The 26,171-nt window shown below is 48.0% G+C and carries 24 protein-coding genes and 1 other RNA gene; 12 read left to right on the top strand and 13 right to left on the bottom strand.

The features are described from left to right. Positions 1-246: 246 nt before the first annotated feature. Genes V7S65_RS07655 through amaB form a run of 3 tightly spaced genes read left to right on the top strand, consistent with a single transcriptional unit; the run spans position 247 to position 3,776 of the window. Entirely contained in the window at positions 247-1,317 is a 1,071-nt protein-coding gene (locus V7S65_RS07655) for a saccharopine dehydrogenase family protein (protein ID WP_336388643.1), read from the top strand. Between the two features lie 18 nt (positions 1,318-1,335). Further along, positions 1,336-2,226: a DUF1338 domain-containing protein gene (locus V7S65_RS07650; RefSeq protein WP_336388644.1), complete on the top strand. Its 891-nt coding sequence runs from the start codon at positions 1,336-1,338 to the stop codon at positions 2,224-2,226. 23 nt (positions 2,227-2,249) lie between these two features. After that, positions 2,250-3,776: an L-piperidine-6-carboxylate dehydrogenase gene (gene amaB / locus V7S65_RS07645; RefSeq protein WP_079467439.1), complete on the top strand. Its 1,527-nt coding sequence runs from the start codon at positions 2,250-2,252 to the stop codon at positions 3,774-3,776. 359 nt (positions 3,777-4,135) lie between these two features. Here amaB and V7S65_RS07640 read toward each other — a convergent pair whose 3' ends face one another. Then, positions 4,136-4,669, bottom strand: a complete 534-nt coding sequence (locus V7S65_RS07640) for a phosphoglycerate mutase family protein (RefSeq protein ID WP_079467440.1) — start codon at positions 4,667-4,669, stop codon at positions 4,136-4,138. 347 nt (positions 4,670-5,016) lie between these two features. On the opposite strand from V7S65_RS07640, the gene V7S65_RS07635 reads away from it, so the two are divergent. Further along, the gene (locus V7S65_RS07635; protein WP_336388645.1) at positions 5,017-6,714 is read left to right on the top strand and encodes a S8 family peptidase; all 1,698 of its coding nucleotides are present in this window, start codon (positions 5,017-5,019) and stop codon (positions 6,712-6,714) included. 69 nt (positions 6,715-6,783) lie between these two features. Here V7S65_RS07635 and V7S65_RS07630 read toward each other — a convergent pair whose 3' ends face one another. The 10 genes from V7S65_RS07630 to bioD form a co-directional block, all read right to left on the bottom strand. Beyond that, positions 6,784-7,194, bottom strand: coding sequence for a DUF4870 domain-containing protein (locus V7S65_RS07630; RefSeq protein ID WP_079467441.1), 411 nt, complete (start codon positions 7,192-7,194; stop codon positions 6,784-6,786). A 67-nt stretch (positions 7,195-7,261) separates the two neighbouring features. Further along, positions 7,262-7,637, bottom strand: an RNA gene (gene rnpB, locus V7S65_RS07625) — RNase P RNA component class A. A gap of 25 nt (positions 7,638-7,662) precedes the next feature. Continuing rightward, positions 7,663-8,712, bottom strand: a complete 1,050-nt coding sequence (locus tag V7S65_RS07620; protein WP_133256180.1) for a Smr/MutS family protein — start codon at positions 8,710-8,712, stop codon at positions 7,663-7,665. A gap of 143 nt (positions 8,713-8,855) precedes the next feature. Beyond that, positions 8,856-9,320 (bottom strand): DoxX family protein, encoded by a 465-nt coding sequence (locus tag V7S65_RS07615; RefSeq protein WP_079467443.1) that lies wholly within the window; start codon positions 9,318-9,320, stop codon positions 8,856-8,858. 47 nt (positions 9,321-9,367) lie between these two features. After that, entirely contained in the window at positions 9,368-11,002 is a 1,635-nt protein-coding gene (locus V7S65_RS07610; protein WP_336388646.1) for an amino acid permease, read from the bottom strand. A gap of 182 nt (positions 11,003-11,184) precedes the next feature. Next, a complete protein-coding gene (locus tag V7S65_RS07605; RefSeq protein ID WP_111578087.1) occupies positions 11,185-12,156 on the bottom strand; it encodes a polyprenyl synthetase family protein in 972 nt (323 codons plus the stop codon). 20 nt (positions 12,157-12,176) lie between these two features. Beyond that, entirely contained in the window at positions 12,177-15,212 is a 3,036-nt protein-coding gene (rnr, locus tag V7S65_RS07600) for a ribonuclease R (RefSeq protein WP_336388647.1), read from the bottom strand. Positions 15,213-15,224: 12 nt separating this feature from the next. After that, complete coding sequence (lpxK, locus tag V7S65_RS07595) at positions 15,225-16,298, bottom strand: tetraacyldisaccharide 4'-kinase (RefSeq protein ID WP_336388648.1); 1,074 nt, start codon at positions 16,296-16,298, stop codon at positions 15,225-15,227. A 6-nt stretch (positions 16,299-16,304) separates the two neighbouring features. Then, positions 16,305-16,880, bottom strand: a complete 576-nt coding sequence (locus V7S65_RS07590) for a 5-formyltetrahydrofolate cyclo-ligase (RefSeq protein WP_336388649.1) — start codon at positions 16,878-16,880, stop codon at positions 16,305-16,307. Then, positions 16,877-17,521, bottom strand: a complete 645-nt coding sequence (gene bioD / locus V7S65_RS07585; RefSeq protein ID WP_336388650.1) for a dethiobiotin synthase — start codon at positions 17,519-17,521, stop codon at positions 16,877-16,879. The genes V7S65_RS07590 and bioD overlap by 4 nt, the downstream gene beginning before the upstream one ends. Positions 17,522-17,600: 79 nt before the next feature. Between bioD and V7S65_RS07580 the strand changes: the two genes are divergently transcribed. The 3 genes from V7S65_RS07580 (at position 17,601) to V7S65_RS07570 (ending at position 20,250) form a co-directional block, all read left to right on the top strand. Continuing rightward, positions 17,601-18,959: a pyridoxal-phosphate dependent enzyme gene (locus tag V7S65_RS07580; RefSeq protein ID WP_079467449.1), complete on the top strand. Its 1,359-nt coding sequence runs from the start codon at positions 17,601-17,603 to the stop codon at positions 18,957-18,959. 9 nt (positions 18,960-18,968) lie between these two features. After that, on the top strand, positions 18,969-19,745 hold the full coding sequence (locus tag V7S65_RS07575) for a helical backbone metal receptor (protein ID WP_336388651.1): 777 nt from the start codon (positions 18,969-18,971) through the stop codon (positions 19,743-19,745). A 67-nt stretch (positions 19,746-19,812) separates the two neighbouring features. Continuing rightward, positions 19,813-20,250, top strand: a complete 438-nt coding sequence (locus V7S65_RS07570; RefSeq protein WP_336388652.1) for a QcrA and Rieske domain-containing protein — start codon at positions 19,813-19,815, stop codon at positions 20,248-20,250. Here the strand turns inward: V7S65_RS07570 and V7S65_RS07565 are convergent. Next, complete coding sequence (locus tag V7S65_RS07565) at positions 20,247-21,059, bottom strand: alpha/beta fold hydrolase (RefSeq protein WP_336388653.1); 813 nt, start codon at positions 21,057-21,059, stop codon at positions 20,247-20,249. The two genes, V7S65_RS07570 and V7S65_RS07565, sit on opposite strands and share 4 nt — an antisense overlap. 136 nt (positions 21,060-21,195) lie before the next feature. On the opposite strand from V7S65_RS07565, the gene fbaA reads away from it, so the two are divergent. The 4 genes from fbaA (at position 21,196) to V7S65_RS07545 (ending at position 25,050) form a co-directional block, all read left to right on the top strand. Then, entirely contained in the window at positions 21,196-22,263 is a 1,068-nt protein-coding gene (fbaA, locus tag V7S65_RS07560; RefSeq protein ID WP_079467453.1) for a class II fructose-bisphosphate aldolase, read from the top strand. A 201-nt stretch (positions 22,264-22,464) separates the two neighbouring features. Next, positions 22,465-23,313 carry an acetyl-CoA carboxylase, carboxyltransferase subunit beta gene (accD, locus tag V7S65_RS07555; protein ID WP_079467454.1) on the top strand — a complete coding sequence of 283 codons (849 nt, stop codon included), beginning with the start codon at positions 22,465-22,467 and terminating at the stop codon, positions 23,311-23,313. 101 nt (positions 23,314-23,414) lie between these two features. Continuing rightward, complete coding sequence (smpB, locus tag V7S65_RS07550) at positions 23,415-23,852, top strand: SsrA-binding protein SmpB (RefSeq protein ID WP_079467455.1); 438 nt, start codon at positions 23,415-23,417, stop codon at positions 23,850-23,852. 46 nt (positions 23,853-23,898) lie between these two features. After that, positions 23,899-25,050, top strand: a complete 1,152-nt coding sequence (locus V7S65_RS07545; RefSeq protein ID WP_336388654.1) for a tetratricopeptide repeat protein — start codon at positions 23,899-23,901, stop codon at positions 25,048-25,050. A gap of 153 nt (positions 25,051-25,203) precedes the next feature. Here the strand turns inward: V7S65_RS07545 and trxA are convergent, their stop codons facing one another. Further along, positions 25,204-25,500 (bottom strand): thioredoxin, encoded by a 297-nt coding sequence (trxA, locus tag V7S65_RS07540; protein WP_111578081.1) that lies wholly within the window; start codon positions 25,498-25,500, stop codon positions 25,204-25,206. Positions 25,501-25,597: 97 nt separating this feature from the next. Here trxA and V7S65_RS07535 point away from each other — a divergent pair, with 97 nt between their 5' ends. Beyond that, positions 25,598-26,161 carry a methyltransferase family protein gene (locus V7S65_RS07535; RefSeq protein ID WP_079467458.1) on the top strand — a complete coding sequence of 188 codons (564 nt, stop codon included), beginning with the start codon at positions 25,598-25,600 and terminating at the stop codon, positions 26,159-26,161. Positions 26,162-26,171: the final 10 nt, after the last annotated feature.

The following is a 26,171-nucleotide window of genomic DNA, read 5'->3' as shown; positions in this document are numbered from 1 at the left end:
ATAGGTAGCACTTCCTTTCTTTTCCTTTCCTGCAGCGCCGCTTAGCGGTTTGTAATGCTATTGTATCTGCAATACTGACTTTCATCACAACAGATGATTTGCATGGGTTTGTTTTCAATCCATCCGCAAATGCATTGGTTCGTGTATAACAGTGACGGGTATACGTAGTTAAGGGAAGCGTCATTTATTATTGTTTATTCCGGAAGCAAAACATGCTTCCCTCTTCACTATAATTCCAAACAGATTATGAAACGTGTAATGATTATTGGCGCCGGTAAGATCGGCGAAACCGCGGCCTTCTTACTGCAACAGTCCGGCGACTATGAAGTAACGCTGGCCGACAGCAACAACGCCCTGCTGCAGAAATGCACCAACGCCCGTATCCGCAAAACAGTACTGGATGTAAACAATGCCACCTCGCTTCAGCAGGCATTGCAGGAACAGGACATGGTGCTGAGCGCCTGCCCCTTTTTCCTGAACGTAAAAATTGCTACCGCAGCCGCCAAAGCCAACACCCACTATTTTGATTTAACAGAAGATGTGGCCACTACCAATGCCATCCGCGAAATAGCCGCACAGGCCAATGTAAGCTTCATGCCACAATGCGGACTGGCGCCTGGTTTCATCAGCATCGCCGCCCATGATATTGCCAAACAGTTTGATACGCTGGACGCTGTTCGTCTCCGTGTAGGCGCGCTGCCGCAGTTTCCTACCAACAGCCTCATGTATAACCTTACCTGGAGCACCGATGGACTGATCAACGAATACTGCAACCCCTGCGATGCCATTCACGAAGGCGAACGCAAAGAGGTAATGCCAATGGAAGGCTACGAGCGCTTTGCCCTTGATGGCGTGGAATATGAGGCGTTTAATACCTCCGGCGGACTAGGCGCCCTTGCTGAAATCCTGGACCGTAAAGTGTACAATCTCGATTACAAAACAGTGCGCTATCCCGGCCACTGCCAGCTGATGAAAATCCTTTTGAATGAGCTGAAACTCAATAAAAAAAGAGAAATGCTGAAGGAGATTATGGAAGATAGCATACCTTTCACCCAGCAGGATGTGGTATTGGTTTTTGTATCGGTATCGGGAATGGTGAACGGCCGCTCTGTGCAACGCTCCTATTCACGCAAGATCTATAACCAGGCAGTATCTGGCAGGGACTTTACCGCCATACAACTTACCACTGCCGGCGCGGCCTGTGCAGTGATAGACCTGCATGCGAAAGGACTGCTGCCAGCCAATGGTTTTGTGCGCCAGGAAGACGTAGCATTTAATGACCTGATCAACAACCGTTTTGCGGTATATTATAACTAGCCCTAAAAGCTGTATGTCATGTTAAAAGATGTTTTAAACGGGCTGATGGAGCGCTATCAGCAAAGGGTTCCGGATGTTGGAGCCGTTATCGCCGCTATGATAAAGGAAGGCATTATTACGCGGGCAGACGATATAGAGAATGACCACATCGCCTTCCGCACAATGGGTGTACCACAGCTCGGGGTACAGTCGCTCGAGAAGATATTTCTCCATTACGGCTATACGAAAATGGATAAGTATCACTTCCCTGCCAAGAAGCTGGATGCGTGGTGGTATGCTCCGCCGGAGCCGCAATACCCGCGTATCTTTATCAGTGAGCTGCGGGTGGCCGAACTGAGTGCTGCTGCACAAACCATCATCCATCATTACACGGATGAAGTGAAGACTGACCCGGTGAATGCATTGGACCTCGACGACAGCAAGGCTGTAGATGCCTTCCTTCACAGCGCCCTGTGGCAAACCCCTACCCTGGCCGATTACAAAGTGTTGGCCGCGGAGAGCGAGTACGCCGCCTGGGTGATCTACAACCGTTATTACCTCAATCACTTTACCGTAAGCGTACATAATCTTCCTCCGGGATATAATACCGTGGCCGATTTCAACCAGTTCCTGGAGAAACATGGTTTTCATCTCAACGACTCCGGTGGTAAAATTAAAACCAGTCCGGATGGCAGATTGCTGCAAAGCGCTACAGTAGCGGGCATGATCACTGCTACTTTTTCTGGCGGGGAACAATTCCCCATCGCCGGCTCCTATGTAGAGTTTGCTGAAAGAAAGGTACTCCCTGCATTTGCGCATTTACCTGCCAGCGAAATACGCCGGGAACACCGCAGGGAAGGTTTTGAAGCCGGAAACGCCGATAAGATCTTTGAAAGCACCTACGCCGCGCAAACAAAAAAAAGTTCCTAATTTAGTTTATTAATACACCAACAATGGAAGACATCTTAAAAGCATTTGGCATCACTGCGGCACAAAGTGGTATCAGCACGGGAACCCACTGGTTGCCGGCTCACGGCGAGGAAATCACCTCGGTTTCGCCGGTAAATAATAAGAAGATTATTACCGTCAGAAGCGCTAACCGGGAAGATTATGACCAGGTGGTTGCCGTAGCCCAGGAGGCTTTCAAGGAATGGCGCACATGGCCGGCGCCCAAAAGGGGCGAAATAGTACGACAGATCGGGGTAGCCCTCCGTGAACATAAAGAACATCTTGGGAAACTGGTATCCTATGAAATGGGAAAGAGTTTGCAGGAAGGATATGGAGAAGTACAGGAGATGATCGACATCTGCGACTTTGCAGTGGGCCTCTCCAGGCAGCTGCATGGCTTAACGATGCACTCTGAGCGCCCGGGCCACCGGATGTATGAGCAGTGGCATCCGCTGGGTATTACCGGTATTATTTCCGCCTTTAACTTCCCGGTAGCAGTTTGGAGCTGGAACTCCATGCTGGCATGGGTTTGCGGAAACGTATGTATCTGGAAGCCTTCTGAAAAAACACCTGTTACGGCCTTAGCCTGTCAGCATATAGTAGCCAATGTATTCGCCGCCAATAAAGTACCGGAAGGCGTTTCCTGCCTGGTAACCGGCAACCGTGATGCAGGTGAATGGTTGGCGCACGACAAACGTATTCCGCTGGTTTCCGCCACCGGATCCACCCGCATGGGTAAAGCCGTAGGAGCTGCCGTAGGCGAGCGTTTAGGGCGCTCCCTGCTGGAGCTGGGCGGTAATAATGCCATCATTATTTCACAGGATGCCGACCTGGATATGTCGCTCATTGGCGCCGTGTTTGGCGCCGTGGGTACCGCCGGGCAGCGTTGCACTTCCACCCGCAGGCTCATCATCCATGAAAGCGTGTATGATGCGTTTACCGCGCGGCTGGTAAAAGCGTACGCGCAGTTGCGTATCGGCAACCCGCTGGATCAGCACAACCACGTAGGTCCGTTGATCGACAAAGCCGCCGTGGATGCTTATCTCAGCTCAATAGAACAGGTAAAACAACAGGGCGGTTCCTTCCTCGTGGAAGGCGGTGTATTGTCCGGCCCGGGTTATGAATCCGGATGCTATGTGAAACCCTGCATTGCAGCGGTGGAAAACACTTACGCCATAGTACAGCACGAAACCTTTGCGCCTATTTTGTACGTCATGAAATACGCTACGCTGGCCGAAGCCATTGCCATGCAGAATGATGTGCCGCAGGGGCTTTCCTCTGCCATCATGACGCTGAACCTCCGCGAAGCAGAACAGTTCCTTTCAAATGCAGGATCCGACTGTGGTATTGCCAACGTAAATATCGGCACATCCGGCGCTGAAATAGGCGGCGCTTTCGGCGGTGAAAAAGAAACCGGAGGTGGCCGTGAAAGTGGCTCCGATGCGTGGAGAGCTTACATGCGCCGGCAAACCAATACCATCAACTATTCCAACAGTCTCCCACTGGCACAGGGCATCAAATTTGATCTCTGATGCAAATAAATCAGCTATCCGTTTGCAGGTACAAATACCCCAAAACGGATAGCTGACAACAATATTTTTACTGTAAATTTTTCCGGATCATCCAGCTCCGAGGCGCTTGCCCCGGAGCTTTTAATTTTCGTGACAGGAGATGCTACCCGATCAGATTTTTAAAAGCGGTTGATAAAATTACTACGTGTCAAAAACGTTTCAGCAACCTGCGTTGCTTTTCTCTACATACACCGACGGCGGCAAGGTTTTAAAAATAGTAGCGAGGTTAGAGAACCCCGCTTTTCGTTAAACGGAAACCATGCTTATGAGAAAAGTTAGAAATGGCGGGAAGCCATTAGAAACTCTTCCGGATATAAATATTAGACTTTTTTTTGAATATTCATATTCAACTTTTGTGCTACTGCCGTATTATTACCACTGTGTTTCACCACTAAAACCTGCCCGGACCCTTTATCATACAGTGTTTTCATGATTTTACCCTTTACGCCCGCATGCTGTAACATCGCAGTAATATTTTCGGGAACGCTGCAAATAACAATCGTTTTGCCCTTATTTTTCTTTATCATGTCTTTAAGGGTGGCGGTTGTTTGCTCCGGATCGCCGTTTAACCGGAAGTAGTCCAGCTGCTGCTGGTGCGCCTTTGAGAGCGGGGTAACCGTTTGCACGGCACGGTTCAGATAGGTGGTGTAAATGGCGGAGATCTCCGTTCCTTCCAGGGAAGACGCCAGTTGGGTGGCCTGTTCCAGCCCTGTGGCACTGAGGCCGGGATCTGCTGATGGGGATGATTCCATTTCCGCAGCATTCACAAAAATGAGGGTGGTTACTTCAGGTTCAGCGGCAGACACAGGTGTGCCGGTAGCCAGCAAAGTGGCCATGAGAACAGCTTTCAACATGATTGGTAGATTTAAATAAATGAAATACGATACCTGTAATAATCCCGAACGAAGATCTGGCAGATGAGGGGTATGAGGAATAAGAACAGGTTAAAATTAAGACAGCCGGGAACAATTGCAAAAGGGATTGTGACAGGTGGTTACGGGCTATGTCCGGCAAGCAAATCAGGATAAGATAGACGTAAACAATGCCCGTCCCCGGAATGCCCGGAAAACCCTCCAATCTCCCAATCAACCAATATATAGCGCGTTTATCATTAAAATTTAATGTTATACCGCTTTTTCTATACCTTTAATCTTATCATCATGATATTTTTAGTTGTTTTTTATAGGGAAAATTATTGAACATGAAATTGTTAAGCCGAGAGGTTGCAGTCCTGGCAGGGTGTGTTGCATTGATGACTGCATTTACAACAAATACTGAAGCGCAGAGTAAACCCCAGATACCCAAAAACTGGCAGTTGTTGAGTTACGATACCGACAGTGTATTTGGTACGTCAACAGAAAAGGCCTATAAGGAATTGTTAAAAGGGAAGAAAAGTACACCCGTTATTGTGGCGGTGATCGACTCTGGTATTGACACCACGCATGAAGATCTCAAAAGCATACTGTGGACCAACACCCGCGAAATTCCCGGTAACGGCAAGGATGACGACCGTAACGGATATGTGGACGATATTCATGGCTGGAACTTCCTGGGTGGTAAAGACGGCAGCAGCCTGAAAGAAGACTCTGAAGAAGCCGCCCGTGAATACTACCGCTACAAAAGCCTTTATGGCAACCCGGATTCCGCACTGGCAAAAGATTCAAAAGAATATGCCATCTGGCAGCAGTTGCAGTCGAAAATTGAGAAGCCCAATTCCCAGTTTAAGATGCAATACAAAAGCATGTCGAAGCTCCAGGAAAACGTGAACAAGTGTGAATCCATCCTGAAAACCTACCTGGGCAAGGATGATTTCAATGTAGCCCAGCTGGACAGTATTCAAACAACCAACCAGGACGTATTGCTGGCGCGTAATTTCATGAGCCGTTTGCTGAAAAGCGCCGGTGATGAACCCGCTACTTTCGGCGAGTTCAAAATGGAATTCGACGAATACATGAATGAACTGAAGCGTAAGGCAGAAAGTACAGAAGTAGCGCCAAACGCCAACAGGGAAAGGATTGTAGGCGACAACCTCAACGATATCAACGATAACAAATACGGCAACAACGACGTGATGGGTACCTTTGGTTTCCACGGTACGCACGTTTCCGGTATCATTGCAGCTGCCAGGAACAATGGCGTAGGTATGGACGGCGTGGCCGACAATGTGCGCATCATGGCGGTAAAAGCCGTACCGGATGGCGATGAAAGAGATAAAGATGTGGCCCTGGCCATCCGTTATGCGGTAGACAATGGCGCTCAGATCATTAATATGAGCTTTGGCAAACCGTTTTCCCCCCATAAGGATTGGGTGGATGCGGCTATTAAATATGCAGAAGAAAAAGGCGTATTGCTGATACACGCAGCCGGTAACGACGGCAGCAACAACGACTCTGTTGCCAACTATCCTAACCCCAATTACCTGGATGGCACCATTGCCACCAATGTGATTACTGTAGGTGCAAGCAATACAGGATTGGGCAACGATAAAGTGGCTCCTTTCTCTAACTATGGTAAGAAAAGCGTGGATCTTTTTGCGCCTGGTGTGCAAATCTACTCTACTATTCCAGGTGGCAACAAATACGGCAGCGCCAGCGGCACCAGCATGGCCAGCCCTGTGGTAGCGGGCGTAGCAGCACTGGTACTCTCCTATTATCCGGAACTCAGCGCCAGGCAGCTGAAATATGTACTGGAAAAAAGCGCAACACCATTACCGGGTGGTACTACTGAAGTAAATAAACCAGGTACATCTGATGAAAAGGTAAATTTTGCGGATCTGTCTATCACCGGTGGAATGATCAATGCTTATGAAGCATTAAAGCTGGCGGCTACTATCAAAGGTGAAAATGTGAAAGGTAAAAAACAGCACAAGGCAAAAATAAAGGCTATCAAAAAGAACTAATTCAATCAGTATAAAAAAGGGCGGGAATTTTATCTTAAAAGATAAAATTCCCGCCCTTTTTTTATGTAATTATTTAACGAGACGAACGCTTAGCGGATACTTGTAAGATTCGCCCTTATTGGCTTTCACGGCAGCAATGATACTAAAGATCACATTCAGCAACCATAATACACCGAGCAGGTTGGTCCAGCCCCATGTACTATAAAACTCCCCTCTTGCATGACGCCAGAAGCTGGTAAGCGACCAGAAGCCGGTTACAATATTATTGATCAGGTTTACAATCACCGCTGCAATACTCAGGGTGATCTGGAAATTGATCGCTTCTTTTCCCTGGTTATCTACAAAAGTGGATTCATTCCTTTTGATAAGCCAAAAAACAAGTACGCCAATGATGTTACCGACGGTAGGTAATATCAGCATACCAATAATTCCCCCCAGGTGTACAAGGGTTCCCCAGGTTCGTTCATCATTCTGATTCATAAAATAGAGATTAAATATAATGCGGGAAGTTAACAGCTTATTTCAGGATATCAAAAAAGAGAAGAAAAAAAACTACAAACCTGTAAGCCGGATTCTGTTTCTGCCCAGGCAAGCCGGGACAGACTGCTATCATTTATCTGCGACAACGTTCGCACGTTGTCTGTATCTGCCTACCCTCGGTCATCGGGCGAGCAGCCCTCAATCGACCGTATACATGGCATTTCAGCACGCAAGGTTTACCCGCACAAACAGTTACCTGCCTGCACCGTGGGCTCTTACCCCACATTTTCACCCTTATCTGCCGAAGCAGACGGTTATTTTCTGTGGCACTTGCTGTTCCCGGTTTGCACCGGGACCCACCCGTTAGGTGGTGCGTTGCTCTGCGCTGTCCGGACTTTCCTTCCCACTGAACAAGTCAGCGAAACGATAGCACGGTTTGTAGTTGAAGCGCGAAGGTAAATAAAAATATTACCTAAACGTTATTTCTGTAGCCCCATAGCCGTATTTGGCGTGATATTGATTCACAAAGCTGGCTACTTCCGGCGTTTGTTTCAGGATCTGGTGAATTTCGTCTTTGAGCTTTCCCTTTCCGATACCATGAATCACGATCAGGTTATGCTGATGATGACTGATAGCCAGTTCCAGGTAACGCTGGAAGGCATTGAGCTGTATAGCCAGGATGGCAATGTTGCTCAGCCCTTTCCAGTTTTTTTCGAGTGCCTCGATGTGCAGATCTACTTCTTGTTTGGGCTCCAGCGAAGTTTCGGGCTGCAGCTGTATTTTACTTAACAGGCTGGCAAAGTTTCCTGATCCAACGGTGGCAATGGGTGCCTTCTTTTTGGCCTGTTCCGCCGGTGCCGGTGGTTCGGGTTCTTTCTCCGGAAATTTATCAAACAGTGGGTAAGTGATGGTAGCTTCTGCTTTGGTACGCAGTTGCTCCAGCTGTACAAACATCTGTTTGGGCTTGATCTTCCAGGTTTTCTTTACAGAAGTCGCCAGCTTGGGCTGTGGCTCTTTCAGGAAAAAAGTAAACTCAAACCGCGGATTATCATTCAGCGATTCAAAGATAAGATCAGCGAGATAGAAGTGATTATAAGGGTGTATTTCGTTCTTGATTTCCAGGTCCAGCTGATTATTCAGCCATATCTGGAAATAGAAGCGCATGGCATGCGGCGTATCATTAAACAGGTGAAACTTCATCAGCTTCACGGTTTCATCGTATCCATCCATCTGGTATACCGGCAAAACAGACAGGAACATGCCCTTATCTGTTTTAAACACTTCATACTTGCTTCTGTCTACTTTGATTTCGTCGCCGGGAATCAGTTTTGGCTTTTCTTTGACCAGTTTCTGCTGGGTAAAACGATGGAAATAAGGGAAGTCGATCTGATCCAGGTACACCGGAAAAGACGTTCCTTTCACCTCTATCATGACCATATTATCATTCACAATGTCAACAACCGTTCCTTCTTCTTTTGAACTCAACAACAAGATGTTGTCGCCTTTTTGGTATTTCATAATTGCATTCTTCAACTGCAAAAATAGAATATTGAAGGGATATGCGTGGAAGAGATTTAAGATTTGCCTGATCAGGCGGAGACATAGCTCCTTATTGCCATTAAAATGGTAACACTCACCTGTACGGCTATATGAAGAAAGCGTTATTCAGCGTACTTCCTGGTCCTTGTTTTTTCAGGATGCCGCCGCATGTAGTCGTCTACCGAAATGCGGCCACTGCCTTCTATCAGGAAGAAGATCAGCAGGAACAGCACCAGTAAGGAAATACCCATGACCGGGTATACCGTAAACAGCCCTGTTGGAGAATGAACAAAAAATACAGCCCCCAGCAATACCGGGATATTCACCAGCGCAGAAACCCTTGTAAGCAATCCCATAGCGATGAACAGCCCTCCTACTGTGTGTGCGAATACAACATAATGTCCCAGTAATATGGACAGTGTGGCCAAAGCCGGGCTCTGGTTAATCATGGAAAGCAGTGCGTCCCTGTCCTGTACAAACCGGACGCCTACATACATGAGAAATACCCCCAGCAGAATGCGAACCACACTCAGCCAATTCGGGTGATGTGTATCACCCCAGTGTTCAACCCGTTGTAGCATGTTCATAAAATATAAATTTTAAGATCAAAGAGCTACCCTGAAGTTACGAAGATTTACGCTTTTGTGGCCAGCTTACTGTTGGTATAGCTGTAGAGGAAATAGATGGTTAATCCTACCGCGAGCCATACCGAGAAAACGATCCAGTTTTTAAGCGCTATTTCCGTCATCAGGTAGAAACAGCTGAGCATCCCCAGAACCGGTATCAGTGAGAGCTTGCGGGTGAGTGAGAAATAAGAAAGTGCAATGGTAACGAGCACAAATATGTAGAAGGGAATATTATGTTTCCATACCTCCCAGCCGCCGGCGAAGGAAAGTTTTGTCATGATTTCCTTACTAAACAGGAAAACGAGTACCACTACAATGCCCGGAACGATAAACTGCCCGTTGATATAAGGCAGCTGAAACCGTTTTACGATTGATTTTTCCTCCCTGGGCAGAATGAGTACACCGCCACAAACCAGGATAAAGGCAAACAGGGTACCGATGCTCGTCAGATCCGTAACGATGGTCAGGTTCAGGAAAAGCGCGGGAATACCCACCAGGATACCCGTGATAATAGTAGCGAAAGATGGCGTTTTAAACCGGGGATGTATTTTGCTGAAGCGCTTCGGCAACAGGCCATCGCGGCTCATGCTCATCCAGATACGCGGCTGGCCGATCTGGAAAACCAGCAGTACGCTGGTAGTGGCCACCACAGCGCTCACAGAAATGAGATAACTGATCCAGGGCAGGTTTACCTGTGTGAAAACATAAGCCAGCGGGTCGTTTACCTTCAGGTTATAATACGGCACCATGCCGGTGAGCACAAATGAGATGAGGATATAAAGTACGGTACAGATAATCAGGGAATAGATCATGCCTTTGGGCAGATCCCGCTGCGGGTTGGCGCATTCTTCGGCCGTGGTGCTTACCGCGTCAAAGCCGATATAAGCAAAAAATACGGCCGATACCCCCTTCAGCACACCAGAGAACCCGTTGGGCATAAAAGGGTGCCAATTGGCCTTATTTACGTAAAAGAAGCCTACTACAATCACAAACAGGATCACCAGGATCTTCAGGGCCACCATAAAGTTGGCGCTTCTCTTACTTTCCTGGATGCCTACATAGGCCAGGTAAGTTACCAGCAGTACAATCAGAAACGCCGGGAGGTTCACAATGAAGGGGATACCTGCAATATGCGGCGCCGCGGCAATGGTTTCGGGAGTAGCGCTGTCGTAGTTACTGGCCAGCCAGTCGGGTAAACTGAGGCCGATACCACCTAAGAGGTTATTGAAATATCCGCTCCAGGAAATGGCTACGGCGATATTACCGATGGCATATTCCAGGATCAGGGCCCAGCCGATCACCCAGGCGGCCAGTTCTCCGAAAGTAACGTAAGAGTAAGTGTAAGCGCTGCCGGATACCGGTACGCGGGAAGCAAATTCTGCATAGCAGAGTGCGGAGAATCCGCAGGTAACTGCTGTAATCACAAAGAGCAGGGAAACGCCTGGTCCACCGTGGAAAGAGGCTTCGCCAATGGTGGAAAAGATCCCGGCCCCGATAACCGCTGCAATTCCCATAGCGGTAAGGTCTTTCACCTTCAACACCTTATTCATCCCCCCTGTTTCATGACCATCTGACAAACCGTCTTTGGCATCTTTAATAATGGCAGTAAGTGATTTTTTCCGAAACAGCGAATTTGACGACATTGGCTAAGGAATTACGTTTACAGTTGTCTTTAAATTTAATGAATATGATTGTCTTGTTCTCTAAAAAACAATAATGCTGATTGCCCTGATTAAATCTTTCAGAAAAAATCAATGCAATCAGCAATATCACTTTCATCCTGAATAAGACAAGCGCGAATATAATGCGAATTTGAATACGAACCTTATTGCTGACGGTTTAAGAGGTAGTTAGCCACTTCCATCAGTGCAGCCTTGCGGTTAGACAGTACCGCCACATTATCCAGGCTCTGGAAAGCCAGCTGCTGGAAGCGTTCTTTTTCCTTCTCTGCCCATTCATCTACTTTACAGCTGCGGAATAATGCCAGTACCCGTTCCACTTTATCGGCCGGCGACGTTTCCATCAGCATTTTCAGTTCCGCCCGTTGTTCCGGGGTACACAGTTCCAGCGCCTTCAGGAGCAGGAATGTTTTTTTATTAACGAGGATGTCTCCCCCCTGCTGTTTGCCAAATTTTTCAGGGTCGCCAAAAGCATCCAGGTAGTCGTCCTGGATCTGAAAAGCGATACCGATATTTTTACCAAAGGAATAAATATGCTGCTGGTTGCCTTCGCCGGCCCCGCCTATGATAGCGCCCAGCTGCAGGCTGGCGGCGAGCAACACGGAGGTTTTAAGCCCGATCATATGTACATAATCGTCGTACTGCACCTTTTCGGGGTCCATGCCTTCAAAGTCCATGTCGAGCTGCTGCCCTTCACATACTTCAATGGCGGCTTTATTAAATACGGAGATGATCTTTTGTTTGTAGTGTGTTTCTATCTTGTTCAGGCGCTCATATACATAAATGAGCATCACATCACCGGCCAGGATAGCTGCAGGTTCGCCATAAACCGTATGAACGGTGGGCTTACCGCGGCGAATCGGCGCTTTATCCATGATATCATCATGCAGTAACGTAAAATTATGAAACAGTTCTATCGCACTGCCCACCTCAAATGCATCCGTACGCAGGTCATCAAATAATTCGTTCCCCATCAGGCACAGTACAGGGCGGATCCTCTTTCCGCTTATTCCCAGGATATGGGACGCTGCATTGTATAGTTTACTGGGCTGTTCCGGAAACTGTTGTTTTTCAAAATGCTGACTAAACTGCGCTGTTAAATCTTTGAATGAATGCATTGCTGTTGGCTCGTGTTTTATTATTTACTCTTTTTCTTTGACTTGCTTTTATCAGCTGCCTTCTTTGCCGGTGCGGCTTTTTTAGGGGCAGCTTTTTTGGCTGGTACTGCTTTTTTGGCTACTGGTTTTGCAGCAGCTTTCTTCGCGGGTACTGTCTTCTTAGCAACCGGTTTAGCGGCAGCTTTCTTTGCAGGTACGGCTTTCTTAGCTACTGGTTTAGCAGCAGCTTTCTTCGCAGGTACCGCTTTCTTTGCTACTACTGGTTTTACAGCAGCTTTCTTCGCGGGTACTGCTTTCTTAGCTACCGGTTTTGCAGTAGCTTTCTTTGCAGGTAACCCTTTCTTAGCTACTGGTTTTGCAGCGGCTTTCTTCGCGGGTACTGCTTTCTTAGCTACTGGTTTTGCAGCGGCTTTCTTCGCAGGTACCGCTTTCTTAGCAGCTGGTTTTACGGCGGCTTTCTTCGCGGGTACTGCTTTCTTAGCTACCGGTTCAACAGCAGCTTTCTTTGCGGGTACTGCTTTCTTAACTACCGGTTCAACAGCAGCTTTCTTTGCGGGTACTGCTTTCTTAGCAGCCGGCGCTGGTTTTGCAGCTGCTTTCTTCGCAGGTGCTTTAACTGCTGGTTCCTGTTTAGCAGTCGTTTTCTTAACAACCACTTTTTCAGCCACCGGCGCTGGAGCTGGAGCTGGTGCTGGTGCTGGTGCAGGAACTACCGGTACTGGTTTTTCTTCCGCTACCTTTTCAGTCACTTCTTTCTTCGGTTTCTTTTTATGCACAGGCGCTGATGCCGGTGTTGCCGGTACTGCAGGCGTTTCTGGTGCATCCGGTGTTACCGGTACCACATGCGTTTCCACAATCACCTGGTCAACAACCGGTAGCGGATCGGATTCACTGAGAGATACTTCCGGCGCCCTGTGAGGTGCTTTAGCTTCCTGTTCCCAGGGCTTATAACGTTGTTTGTCTTTTTTCTTCTTCCGGTCGTCACGACGGTGATCTCCACCTTTACGGTCGTCGCGGCGGTCTTCCCGGCGTTTATGCTGGAACGGAGCGGCAGCAGGTGTGCCGGTGCCGGTCAGTTCATCTTCCAGGTCGTAGTCCAGCTGGCGTTTGGCCAGGCTGGCCGCCACCACGCGGATACTCACTTTTTCGCCTATACGAAACTTGCGGCCGGTGCTTTGGCCCACGAGGGAATACTCTCCTTCATTATATTGGAACTCTTCTCTTTTATTCAGATTGTGAATGCTGATCAGTCCTTCGCACTTGGTGTCCACTGTTTCCACCCAGAAGCCGAAATGCGCTACCCCACTGATCACGCCATCGAAGGTATGACCAATGAACTGTTGCATGTATTCCACCTGTTTGTATTTGTTACCGGCGCGTTCTGCTTCCATTGCCTTACGTTCCATTTCAGAGCTGTGTTTGCACTTCTGCTCCATCTGCTTGTCGGGACGCACGCTGTTAGCGAGGCATTCCGCCAGTACGCGGTGTACCAGTACATCAGGGAAACGGCGGATGGGGGAAGTGAAATGGCAGTAGTCCTCGAAACCAAGACCATAGTGCCCCACATTATTCACCGTATAAATGGCTTTTGCCATTGTACGGATGCCCAGTGTTTCCAGCACCGGTTGTTCCGGTTTGCCTTTCACCTGCGCCAGCATTTTATTGAAGGAGCTGGCAATACTTTCCGGTGTGCTGAGATCGAACTTATAACCGAATTTTCCGGCGAACAGTGCAAACACTTTCAGCTTTTCCGGATCGGGCGTATCATGCACACGGTAAGGGAACGGGATAGGCTGTTTATTGATCCGCAGCTTGCCCACGTATGCCGCGATGGTTTTATTGGCCATCAGCATAAACTCTTCAATCAGCTGGTGCGCTTCTTTGCTCTCTTTGATGACAATACCAATAGGCTTGCCGGTTTCATCTAGTTTGAAGCGTACTTCCTGTGAGGAGAAGTTAATGGCGCCATGCGCAAAACGCTGTCCACGCAGGGTTTGGGCGATGCGGTTTAACAGCATCACTTCATTCTTATACGGACCGTCAGATTTGCCTTCTATGATTTCCTGAACTTCTTCGTAGGTAAACCGGTGATCAGAATGGATCACGGTGCGACCAATCCAGTGCTGCTTCACCTCTCCTTTTTCGTTCATCTGGAACATGGCGGAGAAGGTCAGTTTATCTTCGTGCGGACGCAGGGAACAAAGCTCGTTGGAGATCTTTTCCGGCAGCATCGGTAATACACGGTCGGGCAGGTACACGGAGGTAGCCCGTTTATCGGCTTCTTTATCGAGTTCGGTGCCAGGCAGTACATAGTGACTTACATCCGCAATATGCACGCCCAGTTCATACAAACCGTTTTTCAGTAACCGGATGGAGATGGCATCATCAAAATCTTTGGCATCCACCGGATCGATGGTCATGGTGAGGATTTTGCGGATATCTTTCCGTTTACCTACTTCTTCTTCAGAAATATTTTCCTGGATGGTATCCAGTTCGGCTATTACCTCTTTAGGGAAATTGAGGGGGAATCCTGCTTCAATGAGGATTTCCTTCATGGCCAGGTCGTTGGTATCGCTGGCATCCAGGATTTCCACGATTTCGCCTACGGGTTTGCGTGATTTTTCTCCCCAGGCTACTATCTTCACCACGGCTTTATCGCCGCTTTTCGCTTCTCCGAGGGAGTTGGCAGGGATATAAATATCCGGCATAAACAATCCCTTTTCGGGGATGAGGAAAGCAAAGCTTTTGCTGACCTGCAGAGTACCGGTAAATTCGGTTTTATTTCGTTTAAGGATGTCCGTTATGATGCCTTCCATGCGGCCGTCGTTATGGGCTGCTTTCAATACATCCACCAGTACTTCATCTTTATCGAGGGCGGTATGCAGGTTTTTCTGCTTCACCATGATGTCTTTTGTAAGGCCATCCACGATCACAAAGGCCATTCCGGACCTTGTTACTTCCAATATGCCTTTAAAGGTTTTCTTCTGGCTATGGCTTTGTTGGGGGTTGTTAGGGTTATGATTACCGCCTTTTTTATTTTTCTTTTTTCTACTCATGTTAGTCGTAAGTTATTGTTGACCGGGCGCTGGCAGGTGCCGGCCTATGTAGTCAAAAATAAAGTTATTAAATAATTCTGCTTCTCCGAAGAGGAATGCAATCTCCACCGGAATAACAGCAATCTGCAGATTTTGTTCTGCCAGCATTCCTTTGAGCAGATGTAATCTTACCGCATCCTTTTCTGTGGTAATAACAATCTTTTCTGTGCCGGGCAGGTCGCTGCATTCTTTTTTTATTTTTAGTATATCCTTCTCCGTATAATAATAATGATCGGGAAAAGACAAGAGGTATACCTGTTCGTAACGTCGTTTCAATTCTTCGAGCAATGGTTCGGGCCTTGCTATACCACACGCCAGCAATACGGTTGCTGATTTGGGGAGGGCCACCGGGTAATGGGTGATCATATCGGACAAGGCGCCGTATTGCAAGGTAGTGAAAAAGAGCCGCTGATGAGGCAATGGTTTAATTTCTTTTTCCAGGGCCAGCTTCTCTTCCTTGCTCATGGCCGGCGGACACTTGGATACAATAATACAGTCGGCCCGGTGATATCCCTGTCTTCCTTCCCTTAAACGGCCAAAAGGTACTACATGATCCCGGGTAAACAACCGGCTGTAATCGGTGATCATGATATTAAGACCGGGTTTTATGGAACGGTGCTGGAAAGCATCATCGAGCAGCACCACCTGGGTATCGGGTTCATCTCCCAGCAGCTGCGGGATGGCCAGCATCCTTTCTTCCCCCACGCACACCTTGATATCCGGGAATTTATCGTGAAACTGCATGGGTTCGTCCCCGATATCGGCGGCAGTGCTTCTTTCATCGGCCAGGATATAGCCGCTGGTACGGCGGTTATACCCCCGGCTGAGGGTGGCAACTTTTAAATGATCCTTCAGCAGGCGGATCATGTATTCCACGTGCGGGGTTTTCCCAGTGCCTCCCACCGACAGGTTGCCCGCGGCGATCACAGGGAGGTCAAATTCCACCGCAGTGAGCAGTCCTTTATCATAAAATCTGTTCCGCAACCACATCACCAGGCCATACAGCAGGGAAAAAGGATATAAAAGAATATTCAGGTATTTAAGCACGGTTGTTTATTTAAATTGATAAATGTGATCCGGGGTCACCACTGTATGCAGCGGTACATCCCACGAATCCGCGTCTTCTATCTGCAGCACGGGTTCAAACAGCGAGAGGCCGATGGTACGCACATCCGGCCGGCATTGTTTAAGAAAACGGTCGTACATGCCTTTGCCGTATCCTACCCGTTGTCCGTGCCGGTCGAAGGCCAGCAAAGGTACAAATACAAGGTCTATATTTTCCGGTGGTACCCCTTCCCCATGGTCCGGTTCCGGGATGCCGAACTTGTTTTTTACCAGGATGGTGTTGGTTTTCCAGAGATAGTGATTCATCTCGCCGGTTTTCATGTCCGAGCGGGAAAGCACCCATTCCATTTCCGGCCATTGGGCTCTCCCCCATTTCACCAGGGGCCAGGTGTCTACTTCTTTTTTTTCAGAGATAGGGAGAAAGATATGCGCTTTCCTGACGTTGCTGTAATCGAGCTGACGGGCATTCGCCAGCAACTGCTCATTCAGTGCAAGGGCAGTGGGTTCGTCCAGGTTAAGCCGCAGCTCCAGGAAATGTTTTCGTATATCCTTTTTCGTGGTCATGCCAGTAAACTATGCAGCGAGGTTGACAACAACTGTGCCTGTTGTTGAACGAATGCCTTATCTACCGTATCTGTCAGCGGGATGCGGCCAACTTTAGGATACCCGCTCCACTTTACCACATCGTCCTCATTGCTGTGATAGTCGCCGCCAAACACCCATCCGATAACGGGCACGCCTGTATGTTGCAGCATCTTTGCAGTGAGCATTGCATGGTTGATACTGCCCAGGTAATTCTGCGCCACAATGAGCACCCGGGCTTTCAGGGCCACTATCAGGTCGAGTGTAAACAGCTCCTCGTTTATGGGCACCATCAGCCCCCCCGCGCCTTCCATCACCAATGGCCGGCTAACCGGCTGGTACTGGTCTGCCAGCTGCAGGATACGCGCCATATTGATGGTGCAATGCTCCAGCCGCGCCGCCAGATGCGGGGAGGCAGGCGCCTGCAGCCGCCAGGCTTCCGGGTGACAAACTGACACCTTATTTGACAATAAAGAAGATACCGTATCCGTATCTGTGCCTTCCATTAAACCCGTTTGAATGGGTTTCCAGTAATCGGCAGTCAATGCTTCCGTAACACAGGCCGCAGTAATGGTTTTGCCCACACCCGTACCTGTTCCTGTTATAAAAATCCGTTCACTCATTGCCGCAAATATACGGAGAGGATCGCCTCCGCGTGTCGGTTCAATTCCGTATTTTCGTAACCATACAACCTCATTTTTTATGAAATACTGTGATAACATACTCGAAACGATAGGCAATACCCCGATGGTAAAGTTGCACCGCGTAACCGCTTCCCTTCCCTGCACCGTACTGGCGAAGGTGGAGTTTTTTAACCCCGGCAACTCTATTAAAGACCGCATGGCCGTGAAAATGGTGGATGTAGCGGAAGAGAAAGGATTGCTGAAACCCGGCGGCACCCTCATTGAAGGTACTTCCGGCAATACAGGTATGGGCCTGGCCCTGGCGGCCATTATCAGGGGATACAAGTGTATTTTCACCACTACCGATAAACAATCCAAAGAAAAAGTGGATATCCTGAAAGCAGTAGGCGCCGAAGTAATTGTTTGTCCTACGAATGTGGAACCCGAAGATCCCCGCTCCTATTATTCCGTGTCCAAAAGACTGGCCACCGAAGTGCCCAATTCATTTTATGTGAATCAATATGATAACCTGGCCAACCGCGATGCGCACTACGAACAAACCGGTCCGGAAATATGGGAACAAACCGACGGGAAAATTACGCACCTGGTGGTGGCTACCGGCACTGGTGGCACCGTTACAGGCACCGGGAAATACCTGAAAGAAAAAAATCCGGACATTAAAGTATGGGCTATCGACAGTTATGGCTCCTTACTGAAGAAGTATTTTGAAACCGGCCAGCTGGATATGAGCGAGGTGTATCCTTATATTACAGAGGGTATCGGGGAAGATTTTGTGCCGGAGAATTACGACATGAAGGTGATCGACAAATTTGAAAAAGTAACTGATAAAGATGCAGCCGTGATGGCACGCCGCATCACCAAAGAAGAAGGCATCTTTGTTGGCTATTCCGCCGGATCAGCCATAGCAGGGCTGTTACAGCTGAAAGAAGGACTGAAGCCAACAGATGTGGTGGTAGTTATCTTTCATGATCATGGTAGCCGCTATGTAGGTAAAATATATAACGACCAGTGGATGCTGGAGCGTGGTTTCCTGGATGTAAAAACAGTGAAAGATGTAGTGAACGGCCGCCGGAACCAGCCACTGGTAACGATCAGCGCAGATGAAAAAGTGAGTGAAGCCATTGCCCGGATGAAAAAATATGATATCGAGCATATACCCGTAGAACAGGGCGGGGAACTGATTGGGTCCATTTCTGAAAACGGGTTGTTTAACCGCCTGATCGATGATGCCAACCTGAAAGATGCACTGATAAGCCAGGTAATACAGCCATCGTTCCCGCTGGTGAGCCAGGACACTCCTATTGAAAAGCTTTCGGTATACATCAACCGGGAAAATGGCGCGGTACTTACGAAAGACGACAGCGGCAACCACCACATTGTAACGAAGTACGATATCATACAGGCATTGGGCAGATAAAAGAACCACATGTTGTTTACCGATCAGCTCAACAGGCAGATAACGCTTGACCATCCGCCACAGCGGATTGTTTCACTGGTGCCATCCCAAACGGAGTTATTGTATTCCCTCGGACTGGAAAAGGAAGTGGTAGGCATTACTAAATTCTGCGTACATCCGTTAACGTGGTTCAGGGAGAAAACACGGGTGGGTGGCACCAAAAATGTTCACGCCGACATTATACGGCAGCTTGCTCCCGATCTGATCATTGCCAATAAAGAAGAAAACCTGGCCACTGACGTAGAGCCGCTGATGAAGGATTACCCCGTATGGGTGAGTAATATCCAAACATTGGAAGATGCTTATGAAATGATAGCCGGCATCGGCGCCATCACCAATCGTGTGCAGGCCGCCACTGACCTGACTTCCCGGATAGAAGCCGGCTTTGCCTCACTGCAGCCGCTTGCAGCGCCTGTTCCCACCGCTTATTTTATCTGGCGTGATCCCTGGATGGTAGCTGGTGGCGACACCTTCATTCACCAGATGTTGCAGTTATGCGGGTTTCACAATGTATTCGGCGATCTGCCCCGTTATCCGGCTGTTACTGCCAGTCAGCTGGCCGGCAGCGGGTGCCGCAGGGTGTTATTGTCGTCTGAACCCTATCCTTTCAAAGAAAAACATATAACGGAATTGCAGGCCATTTTGCCGGAAGCGCGTATCCAGCTGGTTGACGGGGAAATGTTTTCCTGGTATGGCAGCCGTTTGGCAGAGGCACCCGCCTACTTTCAATCGGTGATAGAAAATTAAATCGCCTGAGGCAACTTTCTTCTTTTCACTTGCGTAAACAGGATAACGATCAACTAAAACGCATTTTATGGAAAGAAGAGATTTTGTTTCCAACATTGGATTAACGCTGGCATTAGTATGTACAGCCGGTTTGGCTGCCTGCAGCAAGGGAGGCAGTAATGATCCCGATCCAACTCCTCCGGGCGGCGGCAACGCAAAGCTAACATTGAACCTCGGCAGTGACCTCACCAATGTGGGCGATTTCAGGATCTCCAACGGGGTGATCATTATCCGTACCGGTTCCGGCAATACTGCATCGGCTTTCACGGCCCTTTCCAGCACCTGCACCCACCAGGGATGCACCGTTGCTACCTTTAACAACACGTCTAAATTAATAGAATGTAATGCGCCTTGTGGTCATGGCAGCCGGTATACCACTACCGGGGCGGTGAATACGGGTCCGGCTACTGCTGCATTAACGGCTTACACCATCAAGGTAGATGGCAATGTACTCACCGTTAGTTAGTGTTTCTGCAGGAAGTCGAGCACCCATTCAGCGAATGGTACGGCGCGTACTACTGAATTATGATCTCCGGTTACGGTGCCGTGCATTCCTGCCGGCATCATAGCTGCGAGAGCGCCACCGGTATCATTATCTTCGTCTTTATCCCCCCCGATAACCAATACCGGCTGATGCACGCCGGCCAGCTCCTGTGGTGTAGTAGAGGGCTGGCCAAACTGCATCATGGCGAGGGCGCGCTGATCCAGTCCGGTCTGTTGTACGTATTTAACCATAGCGGCCAGTTCGGGCACGTCTTTCCCGGAGAGGGCTTCATAAAACTGCCGGCGGCGTGGCCAGACAGGATCCGTAAAAGCCGTACCCATACCGCCCATTACCGCGCTGCGTACCCTGGCATCCAGCACCAGCAGGCGCGCAACAATAATAGCTCCCCTTGAATAGCCTACCACCTGGTAGTTATTAATATTAAGATGGGTCATGAGTCCCATGATATCTTTTGTTTCTGCATCGTCGAGGTAAGCGAGACTGTCGTGCGGATGGTCCGACGCACCGTTTCCCCTCAGATCGAGGGTAATTACCTTATACCCGTGCACCAGCAGGGAATCGTACAAAGCTGTTTTCTTCCAGGAATCCCCGTTCGCAATAAAACCATGTACCAATAATACCGGTGCGCCGGTACCTGTTATTGTATAATGTATACGGGTGCTGTCGAAGGAGGTAAAGTATAGCAACGAATCCGCCACATTGGCCGCAGACGCTGTAGCAGCGGACATTTTCAGGAATACGCCTGCAAGGAAAAACAGAAATAATTTCATACGGAACCGGATTAATACCGGTTAAAATACATTTTTCTGTTGGTAGAATTAATACGTAAGCGCTTACTTTTCGCTATAAATCTTCTATTTAACTCCTTATATTTGCTTTCCTAAAAAATTAAACACATATCAGAGTATGGGAAAATACAGAGCTGGCGTACTATTCGGCGAAGAGCTGGATGCGCTGTATAACGATGCCAAAGACAACGGATTTGCTATGCCTGCCGTAAATGTTGTGGGAACTAACTCCGTGAATGCGGTACTGGAAACAGCTGCTAAAGTAAATTCACCGGTTATTATTCAGTTTTCTAACGGTGGTGCACAATTTTTTGCCGGTAAAGGCATGCCGAACGACAAACTGCAGGCGAACATTGCAGGTGGTGTTTCCGGCGCTAAACACGTACATGAAGTAGCAAAATATTACGGTGTTCCGGTAGTGCTGCATACCGACCATGCTGCTAAAAAATGGTTACCATGGATCGATGGTTTGCTGGATGCCGGCGAACAGTTCTTCAAACAAACCGGTCAACCGCTGTACAGCTCTCACATGCTGGATCTTTCCGAAGAACCGATTGCAGAAAACATTGAAATTTCTCATAAATATTTTGAGAGAATGAACAAACTGGGTATGTCCATCGAAATCGAACTGGGCGTAACCGGTGGTGAGGAAGACGGTGTGGACAACTCCGGTGTAGACAACTCCAAGCTGTATACCCAACCTGAGGAAGTAGCTTATGCGTATGAAATTTTATCAAAGGTAGGTCCCCGTTTCACGGTAGCTGCTGCTTTTGGTAACGTTCACGGCGTATACTCTCCGGGTAACGTAGAACTCCGTCCGGTGATCCTGCATAACAGCCAGGAATTCATCCAGGAGAAATATAAAACAGCCGCTAAGCCAGTTTACTATGTATTCCACGGTGGTAGCGGTTCTCCAAAACACCAGATCACTGAAGCACTGGGTTATGGCGTTATCAAAATGAACATCGATACAGATATGCAGTGGGCATTCTGGGAAGGTATTCATGATTTCTACGAAGCTAAGAAAGATTACCTGCAGGGCCAGCTGGGTAACCCCGAAGGCGCTGACAAACCAAATAAGAAATACTACGATCCGCGCGTATGGCTGCGTAAAGGTGAAGAAACCTTTGTTAAGCGCCTGGAAGAAGCGTTCAGGGATCTGAACTGTATTAACAGGAACGCATAATTTAGCATTAAGCTGAACGTATAAGGCAAAAAGCTGTTGTAACCGGGATAAAAGCGATCATATATTATATGTATATGTTATTATCTCCGCTACAATGGCTTTTTGCTTTTTGATTTAAACTTTATACTTTTCCCTATATGTTTTTGGCTTTATGCGATAATTCGTATCTTGCACCACTATTTTCTAATCTAATAGTAAAATATGTCAAGCTGGTTTAAGCGAATTAAACAAGGCATCTCTACCACCACCAGTGAAAAGAAAGAAGCACCGGATGGTTTGTGGCACAAGTGTCCTAACTGTAAAAAAACCACCACCGTAAAGGATCTGAAGGAACATTACTATGTTTGCGATAAGTGTAATTATCACAACCGTATTAACTCTGCAGAGTATTTTGAGATCATATTTGATAACAATCAGTTCGAGGAACTGTTCCCAAATATATACCCGACCGACTTCCTGGGATTTAAAGATCTGAAGCCTTACGCCGACAGGCTGAAGGATGCACAGAAGAAATCCGGACTGAAAGATGCGATGACCGTAGGGGCCGGCAAGGTGCTGGGTAACGACCTGGTAGTGGCTTGTATGGATTTTAACTTCATCGGGGGCTCTATGGGTTCCGTAGTAGGTGAAAAGATAGCCCGTTCTATCGACTACTGCATCATCCACAAGATGCCGCTGATGGTCATCTCCAAATCAGGCGGCGCCCGTATGATGGAAAGCGCCTTCTCCCTGATGCAGATGGCTAAAACATCGGCCAAGCTTACACAGCTGGCGGATGCAAGACTCCCCTACATCTCTTTAATGACGGATCCTACCACCGGTGGTGTAACCGCCTCTTACGCAATGCTGGGCGACCTTAACATTGCGGAACCGGGCGCACTCATTGGTTTTGCAGGACCCAGGATTATTAAAGAAACCATTAAAAAAGATTTACCTGCTGGTTTCCAGAGCGCTGAGTTCCTGCTGGAACATGGTTTCCTGGATTTCATCATGGATAGAAAAGAACTGAAAACGAAGTTGGCAAGTTTGCTGACCATCTTTAAAAATTAAGACAACAGCTTTTAGCCTTCAATTGTTAGCAATGGTATGGATCTCTCCCGCCGCAGCTAACAACTGAAGGCTAAAAACTAACAGCTCATATTAAAGCGCAAATGGCAGAATTAAAGAACAGATCGGCATATTTTGAGTACGCAATAGAAGATAAATTTATTGCAGGGATGGTGTTGCTTGGTACAGAGATCAAGTCGATCCGTGCAGGTAAGGTGAGCTTTAATGATTCTTTCTGCTATTTTTCCAAAGGAGAATTGTACGTAAAGAGCCTGCATATTGCAGAATACTCGCACGGTACTTCCTCCAATCATGATCCGCTGCGTGAACGCAAGCTGCTGCTTACCAAGCGGGAACTGAGAAAGATGGAAAACAAAATGAAAGAACGGGGCTATACCATTGTACCACTTCGTATGTTCATTACCGATAAAAGCCTGGCAAAAATGGAGATTGGGATCGGTAAAGGTAAAAAGCTCCACGACAAACGCGACTCTATCAAAGCAAGGGAGGCAGACAGGGAGCTTAGAAGACAATTCAAATAAATACAGCGCCGGCAGGCAAAGCATATCCTTATAAAACAGTTCCCCATTGAAAAAGCAAGCATTCAGGCAGTTACTGAGCATTACCGCCATCCTTCTCTACACCTGTATTCTTTCCTGTAAATCGGGTGAAAAACTATATAACAAAGGCAGATACGATGAAGCCGTTACCGCTTTTGTGAAAAAGCTGCAGCGTAAACCGCAGGATGCCACCGCCACACGGATGCTGCCTGATGCCTATAAACAGGCACTACTGGTGCGGGAAGACCGCGTGAACGAATACCTCCGTTCCAATAACCAACTCAAGTGGGAAAACATACGGAATGAGTACCGTGCCTTACAAACCCTCTACAACGCCATTCACAGCTCCCCTGCTGCCCTTAAACTGGTGCAGCCGAAGGATTACCGGGATGCCATCACCGGCGCCCAGGAAAACGCCGCAGAAATGCGGTACGACCGGGGCATGGCTTTACTGGACAAAGGCGATAAGGCCAGTGCGCGGCAGGCATACGACGAATTTGGCGCGGCGCTGAAACTGATCCCCAATTACCGGGATACCAAACAGCGGCGGGATGAGGCTTACCAGATGGGAGTAATCAATGTGGTAGTCAGTGAAATTGAAGTGCGCTCCCCCTATTACCAGTTCAGCGCCGATCAGTTCCGTGATTACCTGGTGCGTAACCTGCAACAGCGCAATATCAACCAGTTTGTACAATTTTACGATGAACGGGTGGTTCGCAATGGAAACCTCCGTCCCGATGAATATATTGAACTCCGCTTTTTTGACTTCGTAGTGGGCCAAACCTATGTAGACCGCATCCAGCGCGATGTTTCAAAAGAAATTGTGGTGGGTACCACGAAGGACTCTACCGGTAAAGAGTTTAACATCTACAAAACGGTGAAAGCCACGCTCTATATCACTAAAAAAACGGTAGTCTCAAAAGGATTGCTGGACTACCGCATCACCAACACCGGCAACGGACAATTACTGCGAACCGACCGTATTCCCGGCAGCTACACCTGGCTCAACCAGTTTGGTACCTTTAAGGGAGATGAAAGGGCGCTCAGTGATGAGGACAAGCAACTGATGGGAGGACGGGATATGCCGCCACCGCCGCCTACTGACTTATTTATGGAATTTACCCGGCCTATTTATGACCAGCTGGCAAGAGATCTGCAAAGTTTTTATAATAGGATTTAGCGGACTCCAACAGAGAGATAGTGCATGGGGAGTGCATGAACAGTGCATCAATAGTGCATGAGGAGTGCATGCTAACAGTATGGATAGTGCATGGATGATCCATGAGATACGCAAGTCCGAAGCACCGGAGAAGCATCCGGGAAGTAATAATGACTATATCTTTTGCTTTAACAGCGGTATCAGCTGATGCGCGGGCACTACCCCGCTCTGCCGCCAAATCAGTTTTCCTTCGCGGAAAAGCAACAATGTAGGTACGCTGGCAATCTGCCATTGAGCGGCCAGCTGCTGGTTTCTATCTATATCAATCTTGATAATCCTGAGTTGTTCTCCCATTTTATCCTTTACTTCTTTCAGGATAGGCGGTACCATCTGGCAGGGACCACACCAGGTAGCAAAACAATCAATCAGTACAGGGGTGGGTGAAGCGAGTATTGCCTGCAGGTTCTCCATAACACAAGTTTTAAATTGCTCCCACAAATTACGACTTTTTGAAAATCAGAAAATATAATATATATTACAAATATAATCCCGTCTTATTTGTTGGTCTATGAACGTGCTATCCACCATTATTTATTTTGCCTGGTTCCTGTCTGAAATACTGCTGCACCGCATTCTCCGTGGCAAGGACGCAGATGACAAGAAAAAACAGGATCAGGGCAGCCTCGCTTTTATCTGGATCGTAATTATTGTGTTCATCAATATTTCTGTATTGGTATCTGCAAAAACATCTTACCTGATTCTTCCGGGGCCTGATATGAATCGTATAGGCCTTAGCGTTATACTGCTGGGAATGGTGCTTCGCTTTGTGGCCATTGCGCAGCTGGGCCGGTTGTTTACCGTAAATGTAACTATCCGGAAAGATCATCATATCAAAAAGGATGGACTGTACAGCATATTGCGGCATCCCTCCTATGCCGGTTCCCTGCTGTCTTTCCTGGGATTCGGGTTATCGCAGAATAACTGGCTGGGATTAGCCATTGTGTTCATCCCGGTTTTTGTGGCATTTGTTTACCGGATGAAGATAGAAGAAAAAGTACTGAGCGAGAAGTTTGGAGAAGAATACACCGATTATATGAAGCATACCAGCCGGATCATTCCGTGGATATATTAAGCCATTAATT

The organism is Chitinophaga sp. CCNWYY40 (assembly GCF_037483205.1).
GTDB lineage: Bacteria > Bacteroidota > Bacteroidia > Chitinophagales > Chitinophagaceae > Chitinophaga > Chitinophaga ginsengisegetis.
Note: the sequence above shows the minus strand (reverse complement) of the source record. Positions and strands in the feature narration are given on the sequence as shown.